The sequence below is a fragment of the Burkholderia sp. Bp8963 genome (genome assembly GCF_003854275.1).
GTDB lineage: Bacteria > Pseudomonadota > Gammaproteobacteria > Burkholderiales > Burkholderiaceae > Burkholderia.
In genome coordinates this window covers 1-24547 of record NZ_QTQP01000026.1, presented here as the reverse complement: position 1 = coordinate 24547, position 24547 = coordinate 1, and the positions used below count along the sequence as shown (strand labels likewise).

Annotated in this window: 16 protein-coding genes, 1 tRNA gene and 1 pseudogene; 11 read left to right on the top strand and 7 right to left on the bottom strand. The window is 67.0% G+C overall.

Annotation, left to right across the window (positions count from 1 at the left end):
- Positions 1-12 precede the first annotated feature (12 nt).
- The gene (locus tag DID96_RS21575) at positions 13-1950 is read right to left on the bottom strand and encodes a sigma-54-dependent Fis family transcriptional regulator (RefSeq protein ID WP_185732322.1); all 1938 of its coding nucleotides are present in this window, start codon (positions 1948-1950) and stop codon (positions 13-15) included.
- 280 nt (positions 1951-2230) lie between these two features.
- Between DID96_RS21575 and DID96_RS21570 the strand changes: the two genes are divergently transcribed.
- The 7 genes from DID96_RS21570 to DID96_RS21540 all read left to right on the top strand — a co-directional run bounded on the left by DID96_RS21570 (position 2231) and on the right by DID96_RS21540 (position 13276).
- On the top strand, positions 2231-3637 hold the full coding sequence (locus tag DID96_RS21570) for an aldehyde dehydrogenase family protein (protein WP_124601297.1): 1407 nt from the start codon (positions 2231-2233) through the stop codon (positions 3635-3637).
- 70 nt (positions 3638-3707) lie between these two features.
- Positions 3708-4607 carry a transporter gene (locus DID96_RS21565; protein ID WP_124601296.1) on the top strand — a complete coding sequence of 300 codons (900 nt, stop codon included), beginning with the start codon at positions 3708-3710 and terminating at the stop codon, positions 4605-4607.
- 73 nt (positions 4608-4680) lie between these two features.
- On the top strand, positions 4681-6864 hold the full coding sequence (locus tag DID96_RS21560) for a PQQ-dependent dehydrogenase, methanol/ethanol family (protein ID WP_409333795.1): 2184 nt from the start codon (positions 4681-4683) through the stop codon (positions 6862-6864).
- A gap of 222 nt (positions 6865-7086) precedes the next feature.
- Positions 7087-8817 carry an AMP-binding protein gene (locus DID96_RS21555; protein WP_185732320.1) on the top strand — a complete coding sequence of 577 codons (1731 nt, stop codon included), beginning with the start codon at positions 7087-7089 and terminating at the stop codon, positions 8815-8817.
- A 255-nt stretch (positions 8818-9072) separates the two neighbouring features.
- On the top strand, positions 9073-11325 hold the full coding sequence (locus tag DID96_RS21550) for a TonB-dependent siderophore receptor (protein WP_124601295.1): 2253 nt from the start codon (positions 9073-9075) through the stop codon (positions 11323-11325).
- 91 nt (positions 11326-11416) lie between these two features.
- Positions 11417-12040, top strand: coding sequence for a nicotinamide riboside transporter PnuC (gene pnuC, locus DID96_RS21545; RefSeq protein ID WP_124601294.1), 624 nt, complete (start codon positions 11417-11419; stop codon positions 12038-12040).
- 24 nt (positions 12041-12064) lie between these two features.
- Positions 12065-13276: a phosphotransferase enzyme family protein gene (locus DID96_RS21540; RefSeq protein ID WP_124601293.1), complete on the top strand. Its 1212-nt coding sequence runs from the start codon at positions 12065-12067 to the stop codon at positions 13274-13276.
- A 2-nt stretch (positions 13277-13278) separates the two neighbouring features.
- Here the strand turns inward: DID96_RS21540 and DID96_RS21535 are convergent, their stop codons facing one another.
- A complete protein-coding gene (locus tag DID96_RS21535; protein ID WP_124601292.1) occupies positions 13279-14574 on the bottom strand; it encodes an O-acetylhomoserine aminocarboxypropyltransferase/cysteine synthase family protein in 1296 nt (431 codons plus the stop codon).
- Between the two features lie 149 nt (positions 14575-14723).
- On the opposite strand from DID96_RS21535, the pseudogene DID96_RS21530 reads away from it, so the two are divergent.
- A pseudogene (locus DID96_RS21530) lies at positions 14724-15244 on the top strand (O-methyltransferase).
- A gap of 70 nt (positions 15245-15314) precedes the next feature.
- Here the strand turns inward: DID96_RS21530 and DID96_RS21525 are convergent.
- From DID96_RS21525 to DID96_RS21515, 3 genes are all read right to left on the bottom strand, one after another.
- Positions 15315-16538, bottom strand: coding sequence for an RtcB family protein (locus tag DID96_RS21525; protein ID WP_124601291.1), 1224 nt, complete (start codon positions 16536-16538; stop codon positions 15315-15317).
- A gap of 56 nt (positions 16539-16594) precedes the next feature.
- Positions 16595-17737 (bottom strand): slipin family protein, encoded by a 1143-nt coding sequence (locus DID96_RS21520; RefSeq protein ID WP_124601290.1) that lies wholly within the window; start codon positions 17735-17737, stop codon positions 16595-16597.
- A gap of 259 nt (positions 17738-17996) precedes the next feature.
- Positions 17997-18070, bottom strand: a tRNA-Cys gene (locus DID96_RS21515).
- Between the two features lie 337 nt (positions 18071-18407).
- Between DID96_RS21515 and rtcR the strand changes: the two genes are divergently transcribed.
- The gene (gene rtcR, locus DID96_RS21510) at positions 18408-20027 is read left to right on the top strand and encodes an RNA repair transcriptional activator RtcR (protein WP_124601289.1); all 1620 of its coding nucleotides are present in this window, start codon (positions 18408-18410) and stop codon (positions 20025-20027) included.
- 105 nt (positions 20028-20132) lie between these two features.
- Here rtcR and DID96_RS21505 read toward each other — a convergent pair whose 3' ends face one another.
- Entirely contained in the window at positions 20133-20759 is a 627-nt protein-coding gene (locus tag DID96_RS21505; protein WP_124601288.1) for a LysE family translocator, read from the bottom strand.
- A 106-nt stretch (positions 20760-20865) separates the two neighbouring features.
- Positions 20866-21786, bottom strand: coding sequence for a LysR substrate-binding domain-containing protein (locus tag DID96_RS21500; RefSeq protein ID WP_124601287.1), 921 nt, complete (start codon positions 21784-21786; stop codon positions 20866-20868).
- A gap of 108 nt (positions 21787-21894) precedes the next feature.
- Here DID96_RS21500 and DID96_RS21495 point away from each other — a divergent pair, with 108 nt between their 5' ends.
- The gene (locus DID96_RS21495) at positions 21895-22977 is read left to right on the top strand and encodes a tartrate dehydrogenase (protein ID WP_124601286.1); all 1083 of its coding nucleotides are present in this window, start codon (positions 21895-21897) and stop codon (positions 22975-22977) included.
- A 94-nt stretch (positions 22978-23071) separates the two neighbouring features.
- Positions 23072-24382, top strand: coding sequence for an MFS transporter (locus DID96_RS21490; protein WP_124601285.1), 1311 nt, complete (start codon positions 23072-23074; stop codon positions 24380-24382).
- The last annotated feature ends 165 nt before the right edge of the window (positions 24383-24547 follow it).

Below are 24547 nucleotides of genomic sequence, written 5' to 3'. Positions count from 1 at the left end.
CGTCACGCGATTTCACAGCGCATGGATCTTGCGGTGTAGCGTCGCTCGCGAAATACCCAGCGAGCGTGCTGTCGCGGAAACATTGCCGTTGTGGAATTCGAGCGCCTGACGGATGGCGTCCGCTTCGCGCGCGGCGAGCGTTCCGGGGTGGCTGGCGGGTCGATCGGCCGTCATCCTCGGCGTGCCGACCGGATCGAGCAGTTCGCCCGGAAGGTGTTCGACGCGGATCTCGCAGTCCGCGTCCGCCAGTGCGGCCGCGGCGCGCAGCACGCTGCGCAGCTGACGGATGTTGCCGGGCCACGAGTAGGTGAGCAGCGTGCGCAGTGCGATGCGGTCGAGCCTGTATGCGCCGCTTCCGTCAGGCATGCTGGCGGATTCGCGTGCGAGCAGCCAGTCGATCAGTGGCAGCAGATCCGAACGTTCGCGCAGTGGCGGCAGCGTAACGCTCACGCCCGTCAGCCGATAATAAAGATCCTCGCGGAATTTTCCCTGCGCGACGAGTTCGCGCAGCGGCTGATGCGTCGCGCAGATCAGCGAGAACTCGACGGGCAGTTCACGGTGGCCGCCGAGCCGTGTGACCTTGCGTTCCTGCAACACACGCAGCAGCCGGCCCTGCAGTTCGAGCGGCAGATCGCCGATCTCGTCGAGAAAAAGCGTGCCGCCGTTGGCTTGCTCGATCTTGCCGGCCGTTCCGCCGCGCTTGGCACCCGTGAAGGCGCCGTATTCATGGCCGAACAGCTCGGACTCGATGAGACTGGCCGGCAACGCAAAGCAGTTGATCGCGACAAGCGGCCCGCCATGTCGCGGCCCTGATGCGTGCAGGCGCTGTACGAGCACTTCCTTGCCCGTGCCGGTTTCGCCATAGACGATCACCGGAATGTCGCGTGACAGCGCGCGTCGCGCCTTCTCAAAGCACTCTTCGACCCGGGTATCCTCGTTGAGGTACGGCTGGTCCCGTTCGGGGGCAACGGCAGTGCCGCTCGTCGCGTGCGTCGTGCGGCGCGCCGTGACTTCGGCGTGCCGGCCGTTCATGCGACCGTGCACGCTCGCGTACGCGAAGACGCGCATCCCGCAGTCCAGCCGCACCGGAACCGTCGACGGCGGCGACATCGCGATCGACAGCAGACGCGCCAACGGCACGTCGAGGACCGACGACACAGACCGGTCGCCGAGGCGGCCATCGCCCAGTCCGAGGGTCGAACGCGCGCATCGGTTCGCGCCGATGATGCGCCCGTCGTTCGACACCGCGAGCAGCGCGGCATAGGGCGTGTCGACCATGTCGGGCCGGTAGTGGAACCGGATGACGACGCTGTCCGGCAGGTGGTCGAGCATCTGGTTTTCGATTGCGCGCGCGGCGCTCGCGAGCAACGCGAGCGGATCGGCTTGCGACGGCGTGTGGTTGTAGCTCACGTCGAGCGCGCCGACCAGCGCGCCGAACGGATCGATCAGCGGCACGGCGGCACAGGCGAACCGGCCCGCTTCGTCGAGGAAATGCTCACGGCCGCGTACAAGCATCGGGCGCCTTTCGGTGAGTGCGCAGCCCGGCCCGTTCGTGCCGACACGTTGTTCGCTCAGATCGCAGCCTGGGCGCAGCACACGCGCGAGCGCCTGCATCGATGCATGCTCGCCACCGACCGTATGGACGACGACACCTTCTGCGTTCAGGCACGCGATGATCCAGCGATCGCCGGCGAACGTGTGACGGAGTTGCTCGATTTCCGGCAGCGCATACCTGACCAGATCGACATTCGCTTCTTCGAGTTGGCGTGGCGACACCGCATGGGCGGCGTCGTGCAGGCGGCGGTCGGATGTGGACATCCCGTGGCTGCGCGAGCGTTGCCATGAGCGCACGAGATAAGGCGAGATCGTTTCGTCGCCAACGACGCCCGTTTCGAAGAAATGCTCGCGAACAGCGGTGATCCGCTCATCCAGTGCAATGTCGGCTCGCACGATGATTGCCTCCTCCAGGTGTCTCATTTTGAGTCAGCGTACCGGCGCGCCTGACTCAGTCTTCGGCAGCGACACGCGCGTCCGGCGTGGCATCTGCGTATGTCTGTCTCGATATCTCGTCGTCGTTCTCCGCGGATTCTATAGCAGCGACGGCGCTCGGCACAACGGAACGACGGGGTGGCACTCTTTTTGCGAAGACGTGCTGAGCGATGGCGGAAGTCCTGGCAGATCACTGTCGAGCACGCATTGAGCCGCCACGCCTGACGAACGGAGACAGGGTATGACGAAAGACGCAAGACTGTTGATCGACGGAAAGCTGGTGGACGCCGACCGGCACCTCGAGGTGATTGATCCCGCGACGGGGCGGGCGTTCGCCACGGTTCCGCGCGGCGACCACGAACAGGTCGCCGCCGCGGTCGCCGCGGCAAAGCGGGCGCAGCCTGGATGGGCAGCGTTGCCCATGATCGAACGCTCCGCATTGCTGGAGCGCGTCGGCGATCTGCTGCGCGACGACGCGGAGGCGTTCGCGCGAGCGCTGGTGTCGGAGCAAGGCAAGCCATTGCAGGAGGCGCGTCAGGAGGCCCAGCTCGCCGAGCATTTCGTGCGCTACCTGGCGCGGCTCGAGCTGCCGGTCGAAACCGTGCAGGACGATGCGAGCTACCGGATCGACGTTCATCGCAAGCCGCTTGGTGTCGTCGCGGCGATCACCGCATGGAACTTCCCGCTGCTGATCGCGGCGTACAAGCTCGCGCCGGCGCTGCTGACGGGCAATACCGTCGTCCTCAAGCCGGCGCCCACCACGCCGATCACCGCGCTGATGCTGGGCGCGAGACTCGCCGATCTCCTGCCGGCGGGCGTGGTCAACGTGGTGACCGACGCGAACGATCTCGGGCCGGTGCTGACCGCCCACCCCGACGTCGCGAAGATCTCGTTCACCGGTTCGACTGTGACCGGCAAGAAGGTGATGGAGAGCGCCGGGCCGAAGCTCAAGCGGGTCACGCTGGAACTCGGCGGCAACGACGCCGCGATCGTGCTGGACGATGTGGACGTCGAAGCGACGGCGGCGAAGCTGTTCGCGAGCGCATTCTACAACTGCGGACAGGTGTGCCTGGCGCTGAAACGCGTCTACGCACCGGCGGCACTTTACGACCGGCTTTGCGAAGCGATCGCGGAACACGCGCGCAACGCGGTCGTCGGGAACGGCTTGGATGCATCGACCACACACGGTCCCGTCCAGAACGCCATGCAGTTCGAGAAGGCCAGGCGCTTTCTGGCCGTCGCGCGCGAGGGCGGCGCGATCGTCGCCGGCGGCGGCACGCGGGAGGGCGGCGGATATTTCGTGTTGCCGACGATCGTGCGGGATCTGGACGATGCCAACCCGCTTGTCGCCGAAGAACAGTTCTCGCCGATCCTGCCGATTCTCCGTTACGAGCATCTCGACGACGCGCTTGCGCGAGCGAACGCGACGCCATATGGCCTCGGCGGATCGGTGTGGTCCGGCGACGAGGCGAGGGCGATCGGCGTCGCGAAGCAGCTTCAGGTCGGCACCGCGTGGGTCAACCATCACCTCCACTTCGGGCCGCACATTCCGCTCGTGGGCGCGAAGGAGTCGGGGCTGGGCGTGGAGTTCACGTCCGAAGGGCTCGCCGAATACACGCAGACGAGTGTGCTGAGCATCGCGCACTGACGACGACACAGGCGTTGCGAGACATCCGTACCGCCTCCGGGCGGACGATAACAAACATATTGGAGACACGATGAAGTTGAAATGCTTCCCCCGCACGGTCGGGGGCCGCGTCGCCGCGGGCGCCGTTTGCGCCGCGTTGGCGGCCACTTCGCTTCCGGCCGCGGCCATCGACGTGGATGCCGGCGACTACACCGCGTTGCCGGCCGGAACGAATCTCGGCATGCTCTACTACCAGCATGCGGAGGACAACCGGATCATGTCGAACGGCACGCAGGTCTCAGGCGGCAAGCTGACGTCGGACATCGGCATCTTGCGTGGCGTCCATTTCATGAACATCGGCGAATTCATCGTCGACCCGCAGTTCCTGCTGCCGTTCGGCAACGTGCGCGGCAGCAGGAATCTCGAAGGACTCGGCAGTTCGGGCGGCACCGCCGACCTGATTCTTGCCGCGACCGTCTGGCTCGTGAACAATCCGGACAAGAAGACGTACTTCGGCATCACGCCGTTCCTGTATGTCCCGACCGGGAGCTATGACCACAATCGCGCGCTGAATCTCGGAGAGAACCGCTGGAAGGGCGCGCTTCAGGCCGGCTTCATCACACCGCTGGTCGGCAATCTGCTGCTCGACCTCGTCGCGGATGTGACGTTCTATGGCAACAATACGAACTACGGACCGGCCGGCTCGACGCTGCGGCAGGATCCGCTCTTTCAGGGCCAGGCGTGGCTGCGCTACAACGTCACGAGCATGTTCGACGTGCGCGCCGGCTTTTCGCAATCCTTCGGCGGCCGGACGACGATCGACGGCGTATCGCAGGACAACCGCACCAGCACCAACAAGTTCTCGGTGGGATTCGCATGGTTTCCCGCGCCGACGTGGCAGGTTCTCGGGACGTATGGGCAGGACATCTCGGTGCAGAACGGGCCCAAGGAAGCGGACCGCTTCAACCTGCGGCTGCTGAAGGTGTTCTGAGCGCACGTGCGTTCACGAATGGTTCGCATCGCGCGCGGCATCGCGCGCGGTGAAAAACAAAATGGAGGAAGACTTGAACACATCCCGTATTCGTACCGTCAAGTGTGAAACGGCATCGGCAGCCAACGCAGGTTCCCGGTCGCCGCGCGCGCGCCGCCTGGTGGCGCAACGCGCGGCCGCATCGGCGGCGCTGGCGCTCGCGATCCTGTCATCGCCGACGATGGCCGCGACGAGCGCGGCGCCGCGGCCGCAGCGCGCAACCGTGGCCAACGTCGACGAAGCGTCGGCGCGCGCGAATGAGGCGGACACGCGCGAATGGCCGCTGCATGGCCTCGATTTCGCCGGCACGCGCTACAGCAAGCTGGACCAGATCAACACGTCGAACGTTGCCGATCTCGGGCTCGCATGGTCGTACGAGCTGGATTCGACCCGCGGCGTGGAGGCGACGCCACTTGTCGTCGACGGCGTGATGTACACGACGGCGCCGTGGAGCGTTGTCCACGCGGTCGACGCCAGGACCGGCAAGGCGCTGTGGACGTACGATCCGAAAGTGCCGCGTCGCTACGGCGTTCGCGGCTGCTGCGACGTCGTTAACCGCGGCGTCGCGCTGTATCGTGGCAAGGTGTTCGTCGGCGCGTTCGACGGCCGGCTGATCGCGCTCGACGCGAAAACGGGCAAGGCACTCTGGTCGCAGGACACGATAAAGGGGCAGCGCGGCACCTATACGATCACGGGCGCGCCGATCGTCGTGAAGGGCAAGGTCATCATCGGCAATGGCGGCGGCGAATACGGCGGGCGCGGGTTCGTCACGGCCTACGACGTCGACTCCGGCAAGCGGGTCTGGCGCTGGTATGCGGTGCCGGGCGATCCGTCGAAGCCGTTCGAGGACGCGTCGATGAAGATGGCGGCGAGGACCTGGGATCCGAAGATGGGATCGGCGAACGGCGGCAACGTCTGGAACGCGATGAGCTACGACCCGGATCTGAACCTGCTGTATCTCGGCGTCGGCAACGGCAGCCCGTGGAGCGCCAGGATGCGCGATCCGAAGCTCGGGAACAACCTGTTCCTCGATTCGATCGTTGCGCTGAACCCCGATACCGGAAAATACGTCTGGCACTATCAGGAAACGCCGGGCGAGAATTCGGACTACGACGCAACTGCGAGCCTCGTCCTGGCTGACCTGAACATCGAAGGCAAGCTGCGCAAGGTGATCATGCAGGCCCCGAAGAACGGCTTCTTCTTCGTGGTTGACCGGACCAACGGCAAGTTCATTTCGGCGAAGAACTACGTCGATGTGAACTGGGCGACCGGATACGACGTGCAAGGACATCCGATCAAGACCCCGATGGCACAACCGAGCACCGCTCCGCTCGAGGTGGTGCCGAGCCCGTTCGGCGCACGCAATTGGCAGGAAATGGCGTACAGCCCGAAGACCGGCCTCGTCTACATGCCGGTGCAGAACGTGCCGGCGACACTGTCCGACAACCTGAACTGGGAGCGCGACTCGAAAAACAACAACGAGCCGATGTCCGGCACCGGGTGGAATACCGGTGAGCAGATCAACGCCGCACAGCCGAAGGGCAGCGCGTGGGGCCGCTTCATCGCGTGGGATCCGGTGAAGCAGAAGGAGGCCTGGAGGCAGGATTACGCGTCACCGTGGAACGGAGGTGCGGTCGTCACGGCGGGCAATCTGGTGTTCCACGGGACCGCCGATGCGCGGCTCGTTGCGTATGACGCGACGACCGGCAAGAAGAAGTGGGAGGCGCCGGTTGGTACGGGCGTCGTCGCGCCGCCAGTCACGTACTCGATCGACGGTAAGCAATACGTGTCGATCGCGGTCGGCTGGGGCGGAGTATATGGGCTGATGCTGCGCGGCAGTGACAAGCGGTCGCCTGGCCGGATCTACACGTTTGCGCTCGGCGCTAAGACGGCAATGCCCGAAACCGTGCCGTATGCGATGACGGACCTGCTGTCGGGCGTGAAATACAAGGAAGCGGACGTGAAGCCCGGGATGCAACTCTATGTCAACAACTGCGTGTTCTGTCACGGCGTGCCCGGTGTCGACAAGGGGGGCGCGATTCCGAACCTCGCGTATGTCGGCTCGGGGATGATCGAGAGTCTCGACAAGATCGTGTTCAACGGACCGTTCGTCGAGCGCGGGATGCCGGACTTCACCGGCAAGCTGACGAAAGACGACGTTACGAGGATCCAGGCGTTCATTCAGGGGACGGCGGACGCCGTTCGCCAGAGCAAGTGACGCAGCGATGATGCAGGAGGCTGGCGGCAGCGCGCACATGCGTCGACTGCCGCGCAGGTCTTGCGCGGCTGAACGGTGCGTTGTCGTCCGGCGTGTGCCGCCGCGCCTTTTTGCGTCGCATGTCTGCGAGCATGCGGTAGTTCGCCGCTCGACGGCGATGCAATCAGTTCGATGGATATCGGTCCGTGTCGCGGGCCGACCGAAACGACCAGGAGACATTTCATGACCACCGTCATGCCGGGTGCCCCGGCGTGCTTCATCCCGCGCGACGGCCTGTCGATCGTGCAGGGCCGCACCGACGTGCCGCTGTCCGACGCGACGCTCGCCGCGCTGCTGCGCGATACCGCGCAGCGCTTTCCGGACCGGCCGGCCGTCGTATTCCGCGAACAGGGCATCCGTTGGGACTGGCGCATGTTCGTGCACGAAGTCGACGTGCTCGCGGCCGGCCTCGCCGCGCTTGGGATCGTCAAGGGCGACCGCGTCGGCATCTGGTCGCCGAACCGTGTCGAATGGCTGCTGACCCAGTTCGCGACCGCGCGCATCGGCGCGATTCTCGTCAACATCAACCCCGCGTACCGGCTCGCGGAACTCGAATACGCGCTGAACAAGGTCGGCTGCAAGGCGGTGATTGCCGCCGAGCGCTTCAAGTCGTCCGGCTACGTCGAGATGCTGCAGGCGCTCGCGCCGGAACTTGCGCATTGCGCGCCCGGCGAGCTGCATGCGGCGCGGCTGCCGCACCTGCGGATCGTGATCCGGATGGGCGACGGCGACACGCCGGGCATGCTGCGCTATCCGGACGTCGTCGCGAACGGCCGCCGCGTGCTCGACACCGCAGCGCTCGACGCGGTCACCCACACGCTGAATGCGGACGAGCCAATCAACGTCCAGTTCACGAGCGGCACGACCGGCAGCCCGAAGGGCGCGACGCTCACGCATCGCAACGTCGTCAACAACGCGCGCTTCATCGCGATGGCGATGCGCTTCAGCGAGCAGGACGCGCTGTGCATCCCGGTGCCGCTGTATCACTGCTTCGGGATGGTGCTCGCGGTGCTCGCGTGCGTGTCGACGGGCGCCGCGATGGTGTTCCCCGGCGAGGCGTTCGATCCGGTCGCGACGCTCGCGGCGGTATCCGAAGAACGCTGCACCGCGCTGCACGGCGTGCCGACGATGTTCATCGCGGAGCTCGACCATCCGGACTTCGCGAACTACGACCTGTCGACGCTGCGCACGGGCATCATGGCCGGCTCGCCGTGCCCGATCGAGACGATGAAGCGCGTCGTGTCGCAGATGCATCTGTCGGAGATCACGATCGCGTACGGGATGACGGAGACGAGCCCCGTATCGTTCCAGAGCTCGACCGACGATCCGCTCGAGAAGCGCACGACGACGGTCGGCCGCATCCAGCCGCATCTCGACGTGAAGATCGTCGATCCGGACGGCCACATCGTGCCGGTCGGAGCGACAGGCGAGCTGTGCACGAAAGGCTATTCGGTGATGCGCGGCTACTGGGACGACGACGCGAAGACGCGCGAAACGATCGTCGACGGCTGGATGCACACGGGCGATCTCGCGACGCTCGATGCGGACGGCTACTGCAACATCGTCGGCCGGCTGAAGGACATGGTGATTCGCGGCGGCGAGAACATCTATCCGCGCGAGATCGAGGAATTTCTGTTCCGCCACCCGAAGGTGCAATCGGTGCAGGTGTTCGGCGTGCCGGACCCGAAATACGGCGAGGAAGTGTGCGCGTGGATCGTGCTGCGCGCAGGCGAGCAGATGACCGACGACGACGTGCGCGCGTTCTGCCAGGGGCAGATCGCGCACTACAAGATCCCGCGCTATATCCGCTTCGTCGACGAGTTGCCGATGACGGTCACCGGCAAGGTGCAGAAGTTCGTGATGCGCGAGCAGATGATCGACACGCTGAGGCTCAAAGCCGTCGATACCGCGTGAGCGGAACTTGAAGGCGGCGGCGCGAGTGCTGCCGCCGTTCCGGCCGCTGTCGGGGGCGATTCCGCGCCCGACACCATCGATTGGGGCATGGCGATCCCCAGTGTCGCCTGATCGCGCGATTCAACCTTCCATTTCTCCCTTTTCCCCGTTCCCGCCCGATTCCGCTGCCGGCTTGCCGCCGCGCGGTAAAATGCGCGCCGCCCTGCGTTGCAGGCCCGGACGCTGAGCCCGGCCGCGCGTTTCAGATCCATCAAAATGACTGTGAAAACAAGAACTGCGTCGCCCGTACGTCGGCGGCGCGCGTATGTCCGTGTCGGCGTCCGCGTTGGCGTCGGCGTCGGCATCACGCTATTCGCCGCGCATGCGAGCGCGGCACCGGGCGATGCGCCCGTCGCTGCGCCGGATGCCGCATCGGCGTCCGGCGACGGCACATTGCAGGCGATTACCGTGAACGGCGCGCGCGGCAATGCGTGGCGCGCGCGCACGGCGTCGGTCGCGGGCTTCGACGACGCGCCGCTGCAGGACACGCCCGCGTCGGTCAGCGTCGTGACCCGCGCACAACTCGACGACCAGCAGGCGAAGCGGCTCAGCGATGTCGTGAAGAACGACGCGTCGGTCAGCAACGCATATGCGCCGGTCGGCTATTTCGAAGGCTTCTCGATCCGCGGCTTCCCGGTCGATCTCGCGAGTGCGATCCAGATCGACGGGCTGACCGTGTCCGGCGAACAGAATGTGCCGCTCGAAAACAAGGAGCGCGTCGAGATCCTGAAGGGGCTCGCGGGGATCGACAGCGGCGTCGTCGCGCCTGGCGGCGTGATCAACTTCGTCACCAAACGCTCCGCGAACGTCGCGAGCGTGTCGACGGGCGTCGACAGCCGCGGCTCGACGTCCGCGGCGGTCGATCTCGGCCGGCGCTTCGGCCCGGACAACCAGTTCGGCATCCGGATCAACGCGGCGAAGGAGAACATGCATTCGTATATCGACGGGACGAATGGCCGCCGCACGTTCGGTTCGATCGCCGCCGACTGGGACATCAGCCCGCGTGCGAGCCTGCAGCTCAACGCGGAATTTCAGCAGTGGATCCAGCGTTCCGCGCCGGGATACCAGTTGCTTGGCGGCACCGTCGTGCCGTCCGTGAAGACGACGTCGAAGGCGCTCGGCACGCAGCCCTGGGCGAAGCCCGTGACGACCGACGCGCTGAACCTCAACGCGCGCTTCGACTACCAGTTCAACGACGACTGGAAGGCCTACGTGGCCGCGGGCCGCAGCCGCACGATGATCGACGACAACAGCGCGTTCGCATACGGCTGTTCGTATGCGCCGAGCTGCGCGGCCGGCGCGACGTCGCCGTTCTTCTTCGGCGCGAACGGCGACTTCGACGTATACGACTTCCGCAGCCCCGGCGAATACCGGCGCAACGACGACGTGCGTGCCGTGGCGACGGGCAAGTTCACGACGGGGCCCGTGCGGCACGAGTTGACGTTCGGCACGAGCGTGCAGCGGCGCGTCGTGCACATGGCCGATGCCGTGTACGACTACGTCGGCAGCGAGAATATCTACGGCCCGGACCAGACGTTCGCGCCGTCGCCGAACCAGCCGGGGCAGTCGTACCCGCGGCTCGACGCGTGGCAGTACTCGGTATTCGGCGTCGACCGGATCAGCTTCGGCGATCACTGGCAGGTGCTCGCGGGCGGCAAGGAAGTGCTGCTGCGCCAGCGGAGCTGGGACAGTCTCGACGGCCCGCAGGCCCGCACCGACAAGTCGGTGTTCCTGCCGCAGGTCGCGCTGGTCTACAAGCCGGTGAATGTGCTGTCGCTCTATGCGTCGTACAGCAAGGCGCTGTCGCTCGGCGACCAGGCGCCGGTGCGCGCGACGAATGCGTATGCGTTCCTGCCGCCGGTCGAATCGCATCAGGTCGAAGTCGGCGCGAAGTACGACTGGCTCGACCGGCTGAGCATCACGGCCGCGGTGTTCTCGATCAGCAAGCCGTTCCAGTTTGCGCAACCCGACGCGTCCGGCACGAGCTATACGTTCGTGCAGCGCGGCACGCAGCGGCACCAGGGCATCGAGCTCGGCGCGGCGGGGCGGGTCACGCAGCGCCTGTCGCTGACCGCGACGGTCGCGGCGATTCGTGCGCGCGCGTACGATTCGGGGTCGGCTGCTTACGAGGGGCACCAGATCATCAACGTGCCCGCGCTGCGTGCGTCGCTGTATGCGGACTATGCGGTGCCGGGCGTCGCGGGGCTCGACCTGCTCGGCGGCGTCGACTACAGCGCGAGCCGCAATGCGAACGAGGAGGGCACCGCGCGCGTGCCGGCCTGGTTCGTGTTCAATCTCGGCGCGCGCTATGCGACGAAGATCGGCGGACACCGCACGGTGCTGCGCGTGTCGGTCGACAATCTGTTCAACAAGTTCTACTGGCGCGATGCGGGCGAGCAGCAGGGCGACGCGTACCTGTTCCCCGGTGCGCCGCGCACCGCGCGCGTGTCGCTGACCTATGATTTCTGACCGGGTGCCGCGCTCCGGGCGCCGGCATCCGTGATCGCCGGACGGCCGCGGGTGGAGACGCGCCGTCCGGCCGACTATATTGGAGAGAACGATGTCCGCACTTGAAATCGCCGGCGTGATCGTCAGCGCGCTCGCGATCTGGCTGACCGCGAAGCGACGCATGCTGTGCTGGCCCGTCGGGCTCGCGTCGGTCGCGCTGTACGGCTGGATCTTCTTCGACGCGAAGCTGTATTCCGACATGCTGCTGCAGGGCGCGTTCGCGGTGCTGCAGGTGTATGGCTGGCGCCGCTGGCTCGCGCAGCGCACGCACGATGCCGAACGTGGCGACGCATCGCACGGCGCGGTCGTGCCGGTCACCGGGCTCAAGCCGGCGATGGTGGTGCCCGACCTGATCGCGGCGGTCGTCGGCAGTGCGCTGCTCGGCGGCATGATGGCGCGCTGGACCGATGCGGCGCTGCCGTTCGTCGATGCGTCGCTGACCGCATTCAGCCTCGTCGCGCAATACTGGACCGCGCGGCGCTACATCGCGTCGTGGGGGCTGTGGATCGTCGTCAACGTCGTGTATGTCGGGATGTTCGTGATCAAGGAGCTGTACCTGACCGCGGGCCTCTATGCGCTATTCATCGGGCTGGCCGTCGTCGGCTGGCGCGACTGGCGCAGGACGGCCGATGCGCTGCGCGTGCCCTCGCTCGCGTCGCGCGACGCCGGGCTCTGATTCGTTTCAGCAGAAGGAGCGTTGATGTCGTTTCCCCTCGAGCCGGCCGCGCCAGCGCCTGATGACGACGCCGGCCTGCACGATGTCGCGCCGCCGCAGTTCGGTGTCGACGGCGAGCAGGCGGAACGCGACTGGCCGCTGATGACGCGCGACGAAGTCGCGGCGGTGCTCGCGGGCATCGATGGCGCGGGACCGCCCGCGCAACTCGCGTGGCACAGCCCGCGGCCGTTCTCGGCGGCCGTGCTGGTGCGCACCGCGCGTGACCGCGCGCTGTTCGTGAAGCGCCATCACGCCAGCATCCGCGACGTCGCGGGCCTCGCGGAAGAGCATCGCTTCATCGCGCATCTGCGCGAGCGCGGCTGCCCGGTGCCCGACGTGCTCGCCGATCGCAACGGCGCGACCGCCGTCACACGCGGCGACTGTACCTACGAAGTGCATGCGGTCGCGCCGGGCGTCGACGCGTATCGCGGCGTGATGTCGTGGAAGCCGTTCACGCATGCGTCGCATGCGCATGCGGCCGGCCGCGCGCTGGCCTGCGTGCATCGTGCGTCGGCCGGTTTCGATGCGCCGGCGCGGCCCGTGCGGCTGCTGCTGTCGAGTTTCAGGGTGCTGTCGTCGGACGATCTGGCGGGTGCGCTCGAACGCTGGGTCGATGCGCAACCGCGGCTCGTGCGCGCGCTCGCGACGCGCGACTGGCGCGATGACGTCGCGGACGCGATCGGCCCGTACCATGCACGCCTCGCGCCGCTGCTGCCTGCGTTGCCGCCGCTGTGGACGCATGGCGACTGGCATGCGTCGAACCTGTTGTGGACCGATGCGGGGCCCGGCGCACAGGTCCAGACCGTGCTCGACTTCGGTTTGTCGGACCGCACCTGTGCGGTGATGGACCTTGCGCTCGCGATCGAGCGCAATGCGATCGACTGGATGGCGCCGGCCAATGCGCGCCGCGTCGAGTACGAGCAGATCGCCGCGTTGCTCGACGGCTACGAGTCGCTCGAACCGCTCGACGACGATGCGTATGCGGCATTGATCGCGCTGCTGCCGATCGTGCATACGGAGTTCGCGTTGTCCGAGGTCGCTTATTTCGACGGGATCGTCGGTTCGCCCGAGAACGTCGACGTCGCATACGACGGCTATCTGGTCGGGCACGCGCGCTGGTTCGGCGAGGCGGATGGCCGGCAGCTACTCGACTGGCTGGCGCGCCGACGAATCGAGCAGCTGCCGGCGCGGCCCTAGCATCAAACCTGCGCGAGCGCCTGATCGAGATCGGCGATCAGATCGTCGATATGCTCGATCCCGATCGACAGCCGCACCGTCTCTTCCTTCACGCCAGCCTTCGCGAGTTCCGCCGGCGACAGCTGGCGATGCGTCGTCGATGCCGGATGCGTCGCGAGCGACTTCGTGTCGCCGATGTTGACGAGCCGCGTGAACAGCTTCAGCGCGTCCTGGAACTTCGCGCCGCCCGCAAGGCCGCCGCGCACGCCAAACGTCAGCAGGCCCGGCGCGCGGCCGGACAGATAGCGCGCGACGAGCGGATGGTCCGGATGATCGGGCAGCCCCGCGTAATTCACCCATTCGACCTTTTCATGGCGCGCGAGATGCTGCGCGATCTTCAGCGCGTTGTCGCTGATGCGCTCGACGCGCAGCGCGAGCGTCTCGATCCCCTGCAGGATCTGGAACGCGTTGAACGGCGAGATCGCCGCGCCCATGTTGCGCAGCGGCACCACGCGCGCGCGGCCGATGTACGCGGCCGCGCCGAACGCTTCCGTGTAGACGACGCCGTGATAGCTGACGTCCGGCTCGTTGAGCCGCTTGAAGCGGTCCGCGTGCTCGGCCCACGGAAACTTGCCCGAATCGACGATCGCGCCGCCGAGGCTCGTGCCGTGCCCGCCGAGATATTTCGTCAACGAATGCACGACGATGTCGGCACCGTGCTCGAACGGCCGCAGCAGGTACGGCGACGGCACCGTGTTGTCGACGATCAGCGGAATCCCATGACGATGCGCGACGTCGGCAAGCGCGGCGATGTCGGTGACGTTGCCGAGCGGATTGCCGACCGATTCCGCGAAGATCGCTTTCGTGCGCGCGTCGATCAGCGGCTCGAACGACGCGGGGTCGCGCGGATCGGCGAAGCGCGTCGTGATCCCGTATTGCGGCAGCGTGTGGGCGAACAGGTTGTAGGTGCCGCCGTACAGCGTGCTCGCCGAGATGATGTTGTCACCGGCTTCGGCGATCGTCTGGATCGCGTAGGTGACGGCCGACTGGCCCGACGCGAGCGCCAATGCGCCGATGCCGCCCTCGAGCGCGGCAATGCGCTGCTCGAGCACGTCGGTCGTCGGGTTCATGATCCGCGTGTAGATGTTGCCCTGCACCTTCAGGTCGAACAGGTCGGCGCCATGCTGCGTGTCGTCGAACGCATAAGCAACCGTCTGGTAGATCGGTACCGCGACTGCGCGCGTCGTCGGGTCGGGCCGATAGCCGCCGTGGACGGCGAGGGTTTCGAGACGCCAGTTTGAATCAGCGCGGTCGGTCATGCTGTGCTCCGTGTGTTGTTGTGATGATCTCGGGGTACGGCCGTCCGGCGATTATAGAGATAGCCGCGCGAAGACTTTAGATCGATTGGTTGGTTGCTTATGGTTGCGTGCACCATAGAATGCGGTTTTCCACGGACGACGAGGGCGACATGGATCAGCAACAGTGGACGCGGGTGGACGAATATCTGACCGGGACGCTCGTGCCGTCCGATGATGCGCTCGATGCCGCGCTCGCGGCGAGCGACGCGGCAGGCTGGTGACGCTCGAGCTGGACCCCGAGCATGCGAAGGTCGCGACGCAGAACATTGCGCGGGCCGGGTTCGCTGACGTCGTGTCGGTCGTCGTCGGCAACGCGAAGGACGGCCTCGCGCATTTGATCGATTCGGGTGCCGAACCGTTCGACTTCGTCTTCATCGATGCGGACAAGGAGAACAATCCGGCTTACCTGGACGCGGCGCTGAAGCTGTCGCGGCCGGGCACCGTGATCGTCGTCGACAACGTCGTGCGGCGCGGCGGGGTGGCGGATCCGGACAACCATGATTCCGATGTTGTCGGCGTGCGCGAGGGATTTCGATTCATCGCCGCGGAGCCGCGTCTCGCGACAACGGCCGTGCAGACCGTCGGTTCGAAAGGGTGGGACGGGTTTTCGATTTCGGTTGTGGGGGAGTGAGCGGAGTCGCACGGATACGCGCGCTGGCATCGATGCCGGATGCCAGCGCGTCAGCGCTATAGTGACGGCGCTAACCCTTCACGCACACCACCTGACGCAGCGTGTGCACGACTTCGACGAGGCTGCGCTGGGCCGCCATCACCGCGTCGATGTCCTTGTAGGCCATCGGGATTTCGTCGACGACACCCGCGTCCTTCCGGCATTCGACGCCTTGCGTCGCCTTCACCTGGTCGTCGACCGTGAAGCGGCGCTTCGCCTCGGTCCGGCTCATCGCGCGTCCCGCGCCGTGGCTGCACGAACAGAAGCTCTCCGGATTGCCGAGCCCGCGCACGATGAAGCTCTTCGCGCCCATCGAGCCCGGAATGATCCCGAGCTGCCCCTTCTGCGCGGACACCGCGCCCTTGCGGGTCACGAGCACGTCCTCGCCGAAGTGGCGTTCCTTCTGCACGTAGTTGTGGTGGCAGTTCACCGCGTGCTCGTCGACGTCGAACGGCTTGCCGATCGCGCCGCGCGCGGCCTGGATCACCGCATCCATCATCACCAGCCGGTTGCGGCGCGCGTAGTCCTGCGCCCAGCCGACCGCCTCCACGTAGTCGTCGAAATGCCGGCTGCCCTCGTTGAAATACGCGAGGTTGCGATCCGGCAGGTTCGCGATGTGCTGCCGCATGTCGGCCTGCGCGAGCTCGATGAACAGGCTGCCGATCGCGTTGCCGACGCCGCGCGAACCGCTGTGCAGCATGAACCACACGGCGTCGTTCTCGTCGACACACACTTCGATGAAGTGGTTGCCGGTGCCGAGCGTGCCGAGGTGCACGTAGTGGTTCGTCTTCTCCAGCTTCGGATACTTGGCGACGATCCGCTGGAACCCCGGCAGCAGCGACTTCCACATCTCGTCGACCTGCTGCGGCGCGCGGTTGCCCCATGCGCCCGGATCACGCCGGCCCGGCGTGCGGCCGTGCGGCACCGCGCGTTCGATCGCGCTGCGCAGCCCCGCGAGCGAGTCCGGCAGGTCCGACGCCGTCAGCGTTGTGCGCGCGGCCATCATCCCGCAGCCGATGTCGACGCCGACCGCGGCCGGAATGATCGCGCCCTTCGTCGGAATCACGCTGCCGATCGTCGAGCCCTTGCCGAGGTGCACGTCTGGCATCACCGCGACGTGCCGGAAGATGAACGGCATCTGCGCGGTGTTGCGCAGCTGCACGCGTGCATCCTCTTCGACGGCGACGCCCTGGGTCCACATCTTCACCGGCTTGCCGTGCGCCAGTTCCATCACTTGATAATCCAGTCCACTCATTGCTTCACCTGCTTTCGTTATGGTTGGCGCGGCGCCCGTGCGCCGCGCCGCCGCGTTCATTGCGCGGCCTTGATGCTGACGAGCCCATTCAGCACCTGGTCGAGACCGCCGAACACCGAGATGCGGTCGATCCGTTCCGCGACGCGCTCGAGCGTTTCGAGCTCTTTCAGCCGCAGCGCGGTCGGATTCTCTTCCATCACCTTCGCGGTGTTCAGCAGCGAACGGGTTGCCGCGGTTTCCTCGCGGCGGCGGATCACGTTCGCCTGCGCGGCCTTCTCGGCCTCGACGACCTGCGCGAGGATCGTCTTCATGTCGCCCGGCAGCACGATATCCTTCACGCCGACGCTGCGCACGTCGACGCCCGACTCGGCCAGGCGCGCACGCACCTGCGCGATCACGACCTCGTCGATCGCCTGCTTGTCCTCGAGCAGCTCGTCCAGCGTGCGCGTGCCGACGGCGGCGCGCAGCGCGAACTGCAGCTCGCGGTACAGGTGCTCGACCGGCTTCTGCAACTGGCCGTACGCGCGCAGCACGTCCGCATAGCACCACGTCGCCGACAGATTCAGCCGCAGCGCGACCTTGTCGCGCGTCAGGATCTCCTGCCCGCCGACTTCGAGCGCCTGCAGCCGCAGGTCGACGAGCTCGACCGTCACGTCGCGGTTGAAGCGCCAGAATGCGGCGAGGCCGGCCTCCAGCAAACGCTCGATCTTGCCGTCGATCTTCAGCACACCGACATGGTAGGCCGGCACCTGCGCCAGCAGCACGCCGGTGAGCCCCGCGATGCCGCGCGCCCGCAGCGTCGTTTGCGCGAGCCGCTTCGTCAGCCCGGCCGGCAGCGCGCCGCCCTGCGCGAGATCGATCCGCTCGAAGCGGTGCTCGATCAGGCCGCGCCAGTACAGCCGGCGCGTGCCGGGCGCGAGGATCTCGACGAGCACGTCGTTCTCGTAGCGCAGGCCCGCTTCGTCGTCGGCGAGATCCATCGCGACGAAGTAGCGCGCGAGCACGTCCTGCGCGTCATGACGCAGGTAATCGGCGAGTGCGTCGTCGGCGAGCGGCGCGTCGAGACGCGCGGTCTGCACCGACAGGCGCTTGAACGGATCGAAGGCCCGGAACACGCCCGGTTCGAGCACTTTCACGAAATCGCCCTCGCTCAACAGCAGCGCGCGCTCGTTCTTTTTTACGACATGACGCATCCACATATTCTTGTCCTTTTCATTATGGTCCGCCGGCGGACATGCGTCGCGCGGATCGGGGCGCGACGCGAGCGGGCGGGCAGGGCGGACGCGCCGCACGGGTGCGCGCGGCGACGCGTGCAGCGTGGCGTCGTCGTGCGCGTTTGCGCGGGCCGTCCGGCCGCCCGGCCGTTCGCGCGGAGCCGCGACCGGTCCGACGCGCGGCGGGCCTCGCGGCCCGCGCCGGCGGGTACTGCTTTGCGTAACGAGACTGTCCTTGCGGACAGCGTTCGAGCGGGATTCGAACCCGCTACCGGTCGGTTTGTGGCCGACTGCTCTACCCGAATGAGCTATCGAACAGGTGGACGCCCCGGGAATCGAACCCGGACGAGGCGCTCCACGCGCGCCCAGTTGCCTTCGTCTGTCCATGGCGGCATGCGCGGCCGCGACGAACGGGGTTCGGCGGCGGCGCACCAGCAAGGCTTGCGAACCTTGGCTCGCGGGCCAGCGGGACATCCGGCGCTTTCTATTTAGCGAGGAGCGTGCCAGTGGCCCGTCCACGCGCCGAAAAATTTCTCAACCCATTGATATTGAACGGAAACGTTTATTCGAGGATGGGGTGCGGCCGGTCCGGCGCGTGTCGGTAAATGGCCAAATTCTGATACGATCGGATCATCGTTTATAAATCTGGATAAACATGCGCAAGACCGTCGCGATCGGCTTCCTCGGCATCGTGCTCGACCAGGGCGGCCGCGCGCCGCGCCGCTGGCGCAAGTGGCGGCCGACGATTTCTTTGTGCGAGCAGCCGGAGCTGCCGATCGACCGGCTCGAACTGCTGCACCCGCCGACCTACGAGCGCCTCGCGAACCGCGTGAAGGAGGATCTCGCGCAGGTGTCGCCGCACACCGACGTACGGCTCACGCCGATCGCGATTCACGATCCGTGGGATTTCGAGGAGGTCTACGCGACGCTGCACGACTATGCGCGTGCGTATCCGTTCGATCTCGACCGTGAGGATTACCTGATCCACATCACGACCGGCACGCACGTCGCGCAGATCTGCTGGTTCCTGCTCGCGGAGGCACGCTACCTGCCCGCGCGGCTCGTGCAGACCGGGCCGCCGCAACGGACCGACGAGGGGCCGAGCGGGCCCGGCACGGTGTCGGTGATCGATCTCGACCTGTCGCGCTACAACCGGATCGCGCAGCGCTTCACGCGCGAGCGCGACGAGACGGTGTCGTTCCTGAAGGCGGGCATCGCGACGCGCAACGCGCGCTTCAATGCGCTGATCGTGCAGCTCGAACGCGTGGCCGTGCGCTCGCGCGCGCCGATGCTGCTCGTCGGGCCGACCGGCGCCGGCAAGTCGTTCCTCGCGAAGCGCGTGTACGAGCTGAAGCGCGGCCGTCATCGGCTGGCCGGGCCGTTCATCGAGATCAACTGCGCGACGCTGCGTGGCGATGCGGCGATGTCGACGCTGTTCGGCCACGTGAAGGGCGCGTTCACCGGCGCGCAGAGCGCGCGCGCGGGCCTGCTGCGCGCGGCGGACGGCGGGCTGCTGTTTCTCGACGAGATCGGCGAGCTCGGGCTCGACGAGCAGGCGATGCTGCTGAAGGCGATCGAGGAGAAGCGGTTCCTGCCGGTCGGCGCGGACGTCGAGGCGGCGAGCGACTTCGAACTGATCGCGGGCACGCACCGCGACCTGCGGCAGATGGTGGCGGCCGGCACGTTCCGCGAGGACTTGTATGCGCGGATCAACCTGTGGACCTATGAATTGCCGGGGCTCGCCGAGCGGCGCGAGGACATCGAGCCGAACCTCGATTTCGAACTCGACCGCTTCGGCCGCGAGCAGGGTGAACAGGTGCGGTTCAACGTCGAAGCGAGGCGGCGCTACCTCGCGTTCGCGGCGTCGCCACGTGCGGCCTGGGCCGGCAATTTCCGCGAGCTGTCGGCATCGGTCACGCGGATGGCGACGCTCGCCGATGCGGGGCGCATCACCGACGCGATCGCCGAACAAGAAGTCGGGCGGCTCGCGCGCACCTGGTCCGCAGCGGACAATGCGAGCACGTCAGGCGAGCTCGTCGATGCGGCGCTGGGCATGCGTGCGGCGGAACTCGACCTGTTCGACCGCGTGCAGCTCGAGCGCGTGCTGGATGTGTGCCGCGTGTCGGCGAGCTTGTCGGAGGCGGGGCGCACGCTGTTCGCGGTGTCGAGGCAGGGCAAGAAGCAGCCGAACGATGCGGACCGGCTGCGCAAGTATCTCGCGCGGTTCGGGCTGGACTGGGACGGGGTGCGGCAGGTGCTGGACGGCATGCGGTAAGCGACATCGCGTCGAGCCTTTCGGCATGCGAATCGTCGATCGTGTCCATCCGCTCGATAGGGATGTGCAAGCGCGCGATATGCTCCGCGCGCACTGCTTCGGCGTTTACCGCTGCTGCGTGGCGACCTTCAGCCCGAGCGAAATGAAGATCGTGCCGACGATCTTTCCTTGCCAGCGCGTGAGCCACGACAGGCGCTTCACGAGGCGGCCGAGCGGGCGTATCGACAGCGCGATCAGCGTCGTATAGAGCGAACTGAGCACGACGAAGATCAGCCCGAGCACCGCGAACTGCACGAATGTCGAGCCGCGTTCGGGGTGCACGAACTGCGGCATGAACGCGAGGAAGAACAGCGCGGTCTTCGGATTCAGCACTTCGGCGGGGATTGCCTGCAGATAGGCCATGAGCGGCGTGACGGGCGATACCTTCGGCAGCGACGGATCGCCCGGCCTGTCGAGCAGCGCGCGCACGCCGAGATAGATCAGGTAGGCGGCGCCGATCAGCTTGACGACGTTGAACGCGAGCGCCGACGTCATCAGCAGCGCGGACAGCCCGACGGCCGCGAACAGCGTATGGATGAAATCGCCGCTCGCGATGCCGAGGCCGGTCAGGATGCCGGTCTTGCGGCCGGCCTGCACGGTGCGGCTCAGCACGAGCAGCACGGCGGGGCCGGGGATCAGGAACAGGCCCAGCACGACAGCGATGAAGGTGGTCAACGTGGTCAGGTCGAACATGGCGGCTCCGTGGACGCGATGACGCGAACGCCTGATTGTATGCCGAACGATCCGCGGCTGCCGGAGCCTGGCCCTGACCTTGACCCGCTTGGCGGCCCACCGCCGCCTACGCCTGCGGCGACCGTCCGAGCTCCACCGCGAGAAAATCGACGAACGCGCGAATCCGCGCGGACATCTGATGCCGCTGCGCATAGACCGCGTAGATATCCGCGCTCGGCGTCTCGTGGTCGGGCAGCACGACGACGAGACGGCCGTCGGCCAGGTACTCGTTGATGTCCCATTCCGCGCGCATCAGGATGCCGTGCCCGTCGAGTGCCCACTTGACGGCGATCTCGCCGTCGTTGGTGGTCAGGTTGCCGTTGATGCGCACGGCTTCGGTCCTGCGCGCGGCGCCGCGGCCGCTCGTCAGCCGCCAGATGCCGTACCCTTCGTCGCCCTGGCGGATGCCGATGCAGTTGTGATGCGTCAGGTCGTGCGGCGTCGCCGGCATCCCGTGCTTCGCGAGGTACGCGGGCGCCGCGCACAGCAGCCGGCGGTTCGCCGCGAGCCGCCGCGCGACGACCCGCGTGTCGGGCGGCTCGCCGAAGCGGATGCAGACGTCGAATGCATCGTCGGTGAGTGGCGGCGGCATTACCGACAGCTGCAATTGCACCGCGACTTCCGGATAGCGTGCGACGAAGCGGGAGATCGCGGGGCCGACGTGGCTGCGCCCGAAGCCGAGCGTCGCGTTCACGCGCAGCAGCCCTTTCGGGTTCTGCTTCGCGCTGCCGAGCAGCTCGCCGAGCTCGTCCACCTGGTCGAGGATCCGGCGCGCGTATTCCAGATACACCTCGCCCTCGGGCGTCAGCATCATCCGCCGCGTCGTGCGGTTCACGAGCGTCACGCCCGCGCGCTGCTCCATCAGCGTGAGCCGCTTGCTGACGGCCGCCGCGGTGAGTCCGAGCTCGCGCGCGGCGGCGCTCAGGCTGCCCGACGCGGCGAGCGTCGAGAAGAAGCCGAGATCGGCCGGCTGGACCGTATCCACCATCGGTTCACTTGTGAATTCAGGTTAAAGATGCTTTGAGTTTAGCACCGGTTGTGGCGCTGCAAGTTGAGTAAAGTGCGTTCACGATCACGCTCATTCCAGGATGGACACATGAAGACGTACCGCATCGCAACGATACCCGGCGACGGCATTGGCAAGGAGGTCGTGCCGGCCGGACGGCAGGTGCTGGAAGCGCTCGCGCGCGGCAGCCGGAATTTCGCGTTCGAGTTCGAGAATTTCGACTGGGGCGCCGACTACTACCGCGAGCACGGCGCGATGATGCCCGCCGACGGCCTCGATGCGCTGCGCGGCAAGGACGCGATCCTGTTCGGCTCGGCCGGCGATCCGAACGTGCCCGACCACGTCACGCTGTGGGGTCTGCGCCTGAAGATCTGCCAGGGCCTCGACCAGTACGCGAACGTGCGCCCGACGCGCATCCTGCCCGGCATTGACGCGCCGCTGAAGCGCTGCAAGCCGGCGGATCTCGACTGGGTGATCGTCCGCGAGAACTCGGAAGGCGAGTATTCGGGCGTTGGCGGCCGCGTGCACCAGGGCCATCCGCTGGAGGCCGCGACCGATGTGTCGATCCTCACGCGCGCCGGCGTCGAACGCATCATGCGCTTCGCGTTCCGGCTTGCGCAGTCGCGGCCGCGCAAGCTGCTGACGGTGATCACGAAGAGCAACGCGCAGCGTCACGCGATGGTGATGTGGGACGAGATCGCGAAAGAGGTCGCGCAGGAATTCCCCGACGTGAAGTGGGACAAGGAACTCGTCGACGCGGCCACCGCGCGGATGGTCAACCGTCCTGCAACGCTCGACACGATCGTCGCGACGAACCTGCACGCGGACATCCTGAGCGATCTCGCGGCCGCGCTCGCGGGCAGCCTCGGCATCGCGCCGACCGGCAACATCGATCCGGAGCGCCGCTATCCGTCGATGTTCGAGCCGATCCACGGTTCTGCGTTCGACATCATGGGCCAGGGGCTCGCGAATCCGATCGGCACGTTCTGGTCGGTCGTGATGCTGCTCGAGCATCTCGGCGAAACGGAAGCGGCCGCGCGCGTGATGCACGCGATCGAAGCCGTCACGGCCGATCCGTTGCTGCACACGCGCGATCTCGGCGGCAGTGCAACGACCGCGCAGGTGACGGCGGCGGTGTGCGAGCGCGTCGCGAACGCGGTGGTAGCGGCCTGACGGATCGGTTTGCAGTGCGAAGCGTCGAGCGTTTCGATGCATCGATCGCAGCACTTGAAGACAGAGCACAGCTCGACCTCGAAGGAGGAGACACATGCAGGCCAACCTGGAATCCCGCGTTGCGCGGAAACTGATGTCGCGCATCATTCCGTTCGTGATGCTGCTGTACTTCGTCAGCTTTCTCGACCGGGTGAACGTCGGCTTCGCCGCAATGACGATGAACCACGCGATCGGCCTGTCGCCGACCGCGTTCGGGCTCGGTGGCGGATTGTTCTTCGTCGGCTACTTCCTGTTCGAAGTGCCGTCCAACCTGATCCTGCATCGCGTCGGCGCGCGGATCTGGATCGCGCGCGTGATGATCACGTGGGGCCTCGTGTCGGCCGTGTCCGCGTTCGCGGCCGGCCCGACGAGCTTCTACGTGCTGCGCTTCCTGCTCGGCGTCGCCGAGGCGGGCTTCTTTCCCGGCATCATCCTGTACCTGAGCCTGTGGTTCCCCGCGAAGCAGCGCGCGGTGGCCGCTGCGTGGTTCATGGCGGCCGCGCCGATCTCGACCGCGATCGGTTCGCCGCTGTCGGGCGCGATCATGCAGCTGCCGCCGATGTTCGGGCTCGCGGACTGGCAGATGCTGTACATCCTCCAGGCGCTGCCGGCGATCGTGCTCGGTTTCGTCGTGCTGAAGCGCCTGACCGATGCGCCGTCGCAAGCGGCATGGCTGCAGCCGGACGAGCGCGACTGGCTGATCGCGAAACTGAAGGCCGAAGCCGATGTGCGTCACGCGCATGCGGGGCACACAGCGGGCGCGTGGCAGGCGCTGCGCGACCCGCGCGTGCTGGCGCTCGCGCTGATCTACTTCGGCACGTCGGCGGGGCTGTACACGCTCGGCCTGTGGGCGCCGCTGATGGTCCGGCAGTTCGGCTTCAGCGCGTTGCAGACGGGCTTGCTCACCGGGATTCCGAGCGTCGCGGCTGTTGTCGCGATGATCGTCTGGGCGCGGCACTCGGATCGCACCGGCGAGCGCACGTGGCACGTCGTGATTCCGTGCGTGCTCGCGTGCGTCGGCTTCATCTTCGCGGGGCAGGCGAGCACCGCGCTGCTGACCGTGCTCGCGCTCGTCGTCGTCAACATCGGCATCAGCGCGGCGAAGGCGCCGCTGTGGGCGATGCCGAGCATGTTCCTGTCGGGGGCCGGCGCGGCCGCGGGGATCGCGATGATCAACTCGATCGGCAACCTCGGCGGGTTCGTCGGGCCGTTCGCGATCGGCTGGCTGAAGAACGTGACGGGCGGGTATGCGGCCGGGCTGTACGTCGTCGCGGGGACGCTCGCGCTGTCGGCAGTCGTGACGCTGCTGCTGAGCCGCAAGGCGTCGCAGCAGGAGATCGTGTCGGGGGTGCGGCATCATCAGTGATGCCGCCGCGCCCGCCCGCTTCGGCCTCGTCACTCGCCTACGACCCCCACACCTGCATCTCGTCGAGCGAGTAGCCCCACGGCGTCGCGCGCTTCGTGCCGTACATCCGCACGTAGCGGCCGCGGCCGTTGAGGTTCGGCAGCGTGACGTGGCCCCAGGCGACGC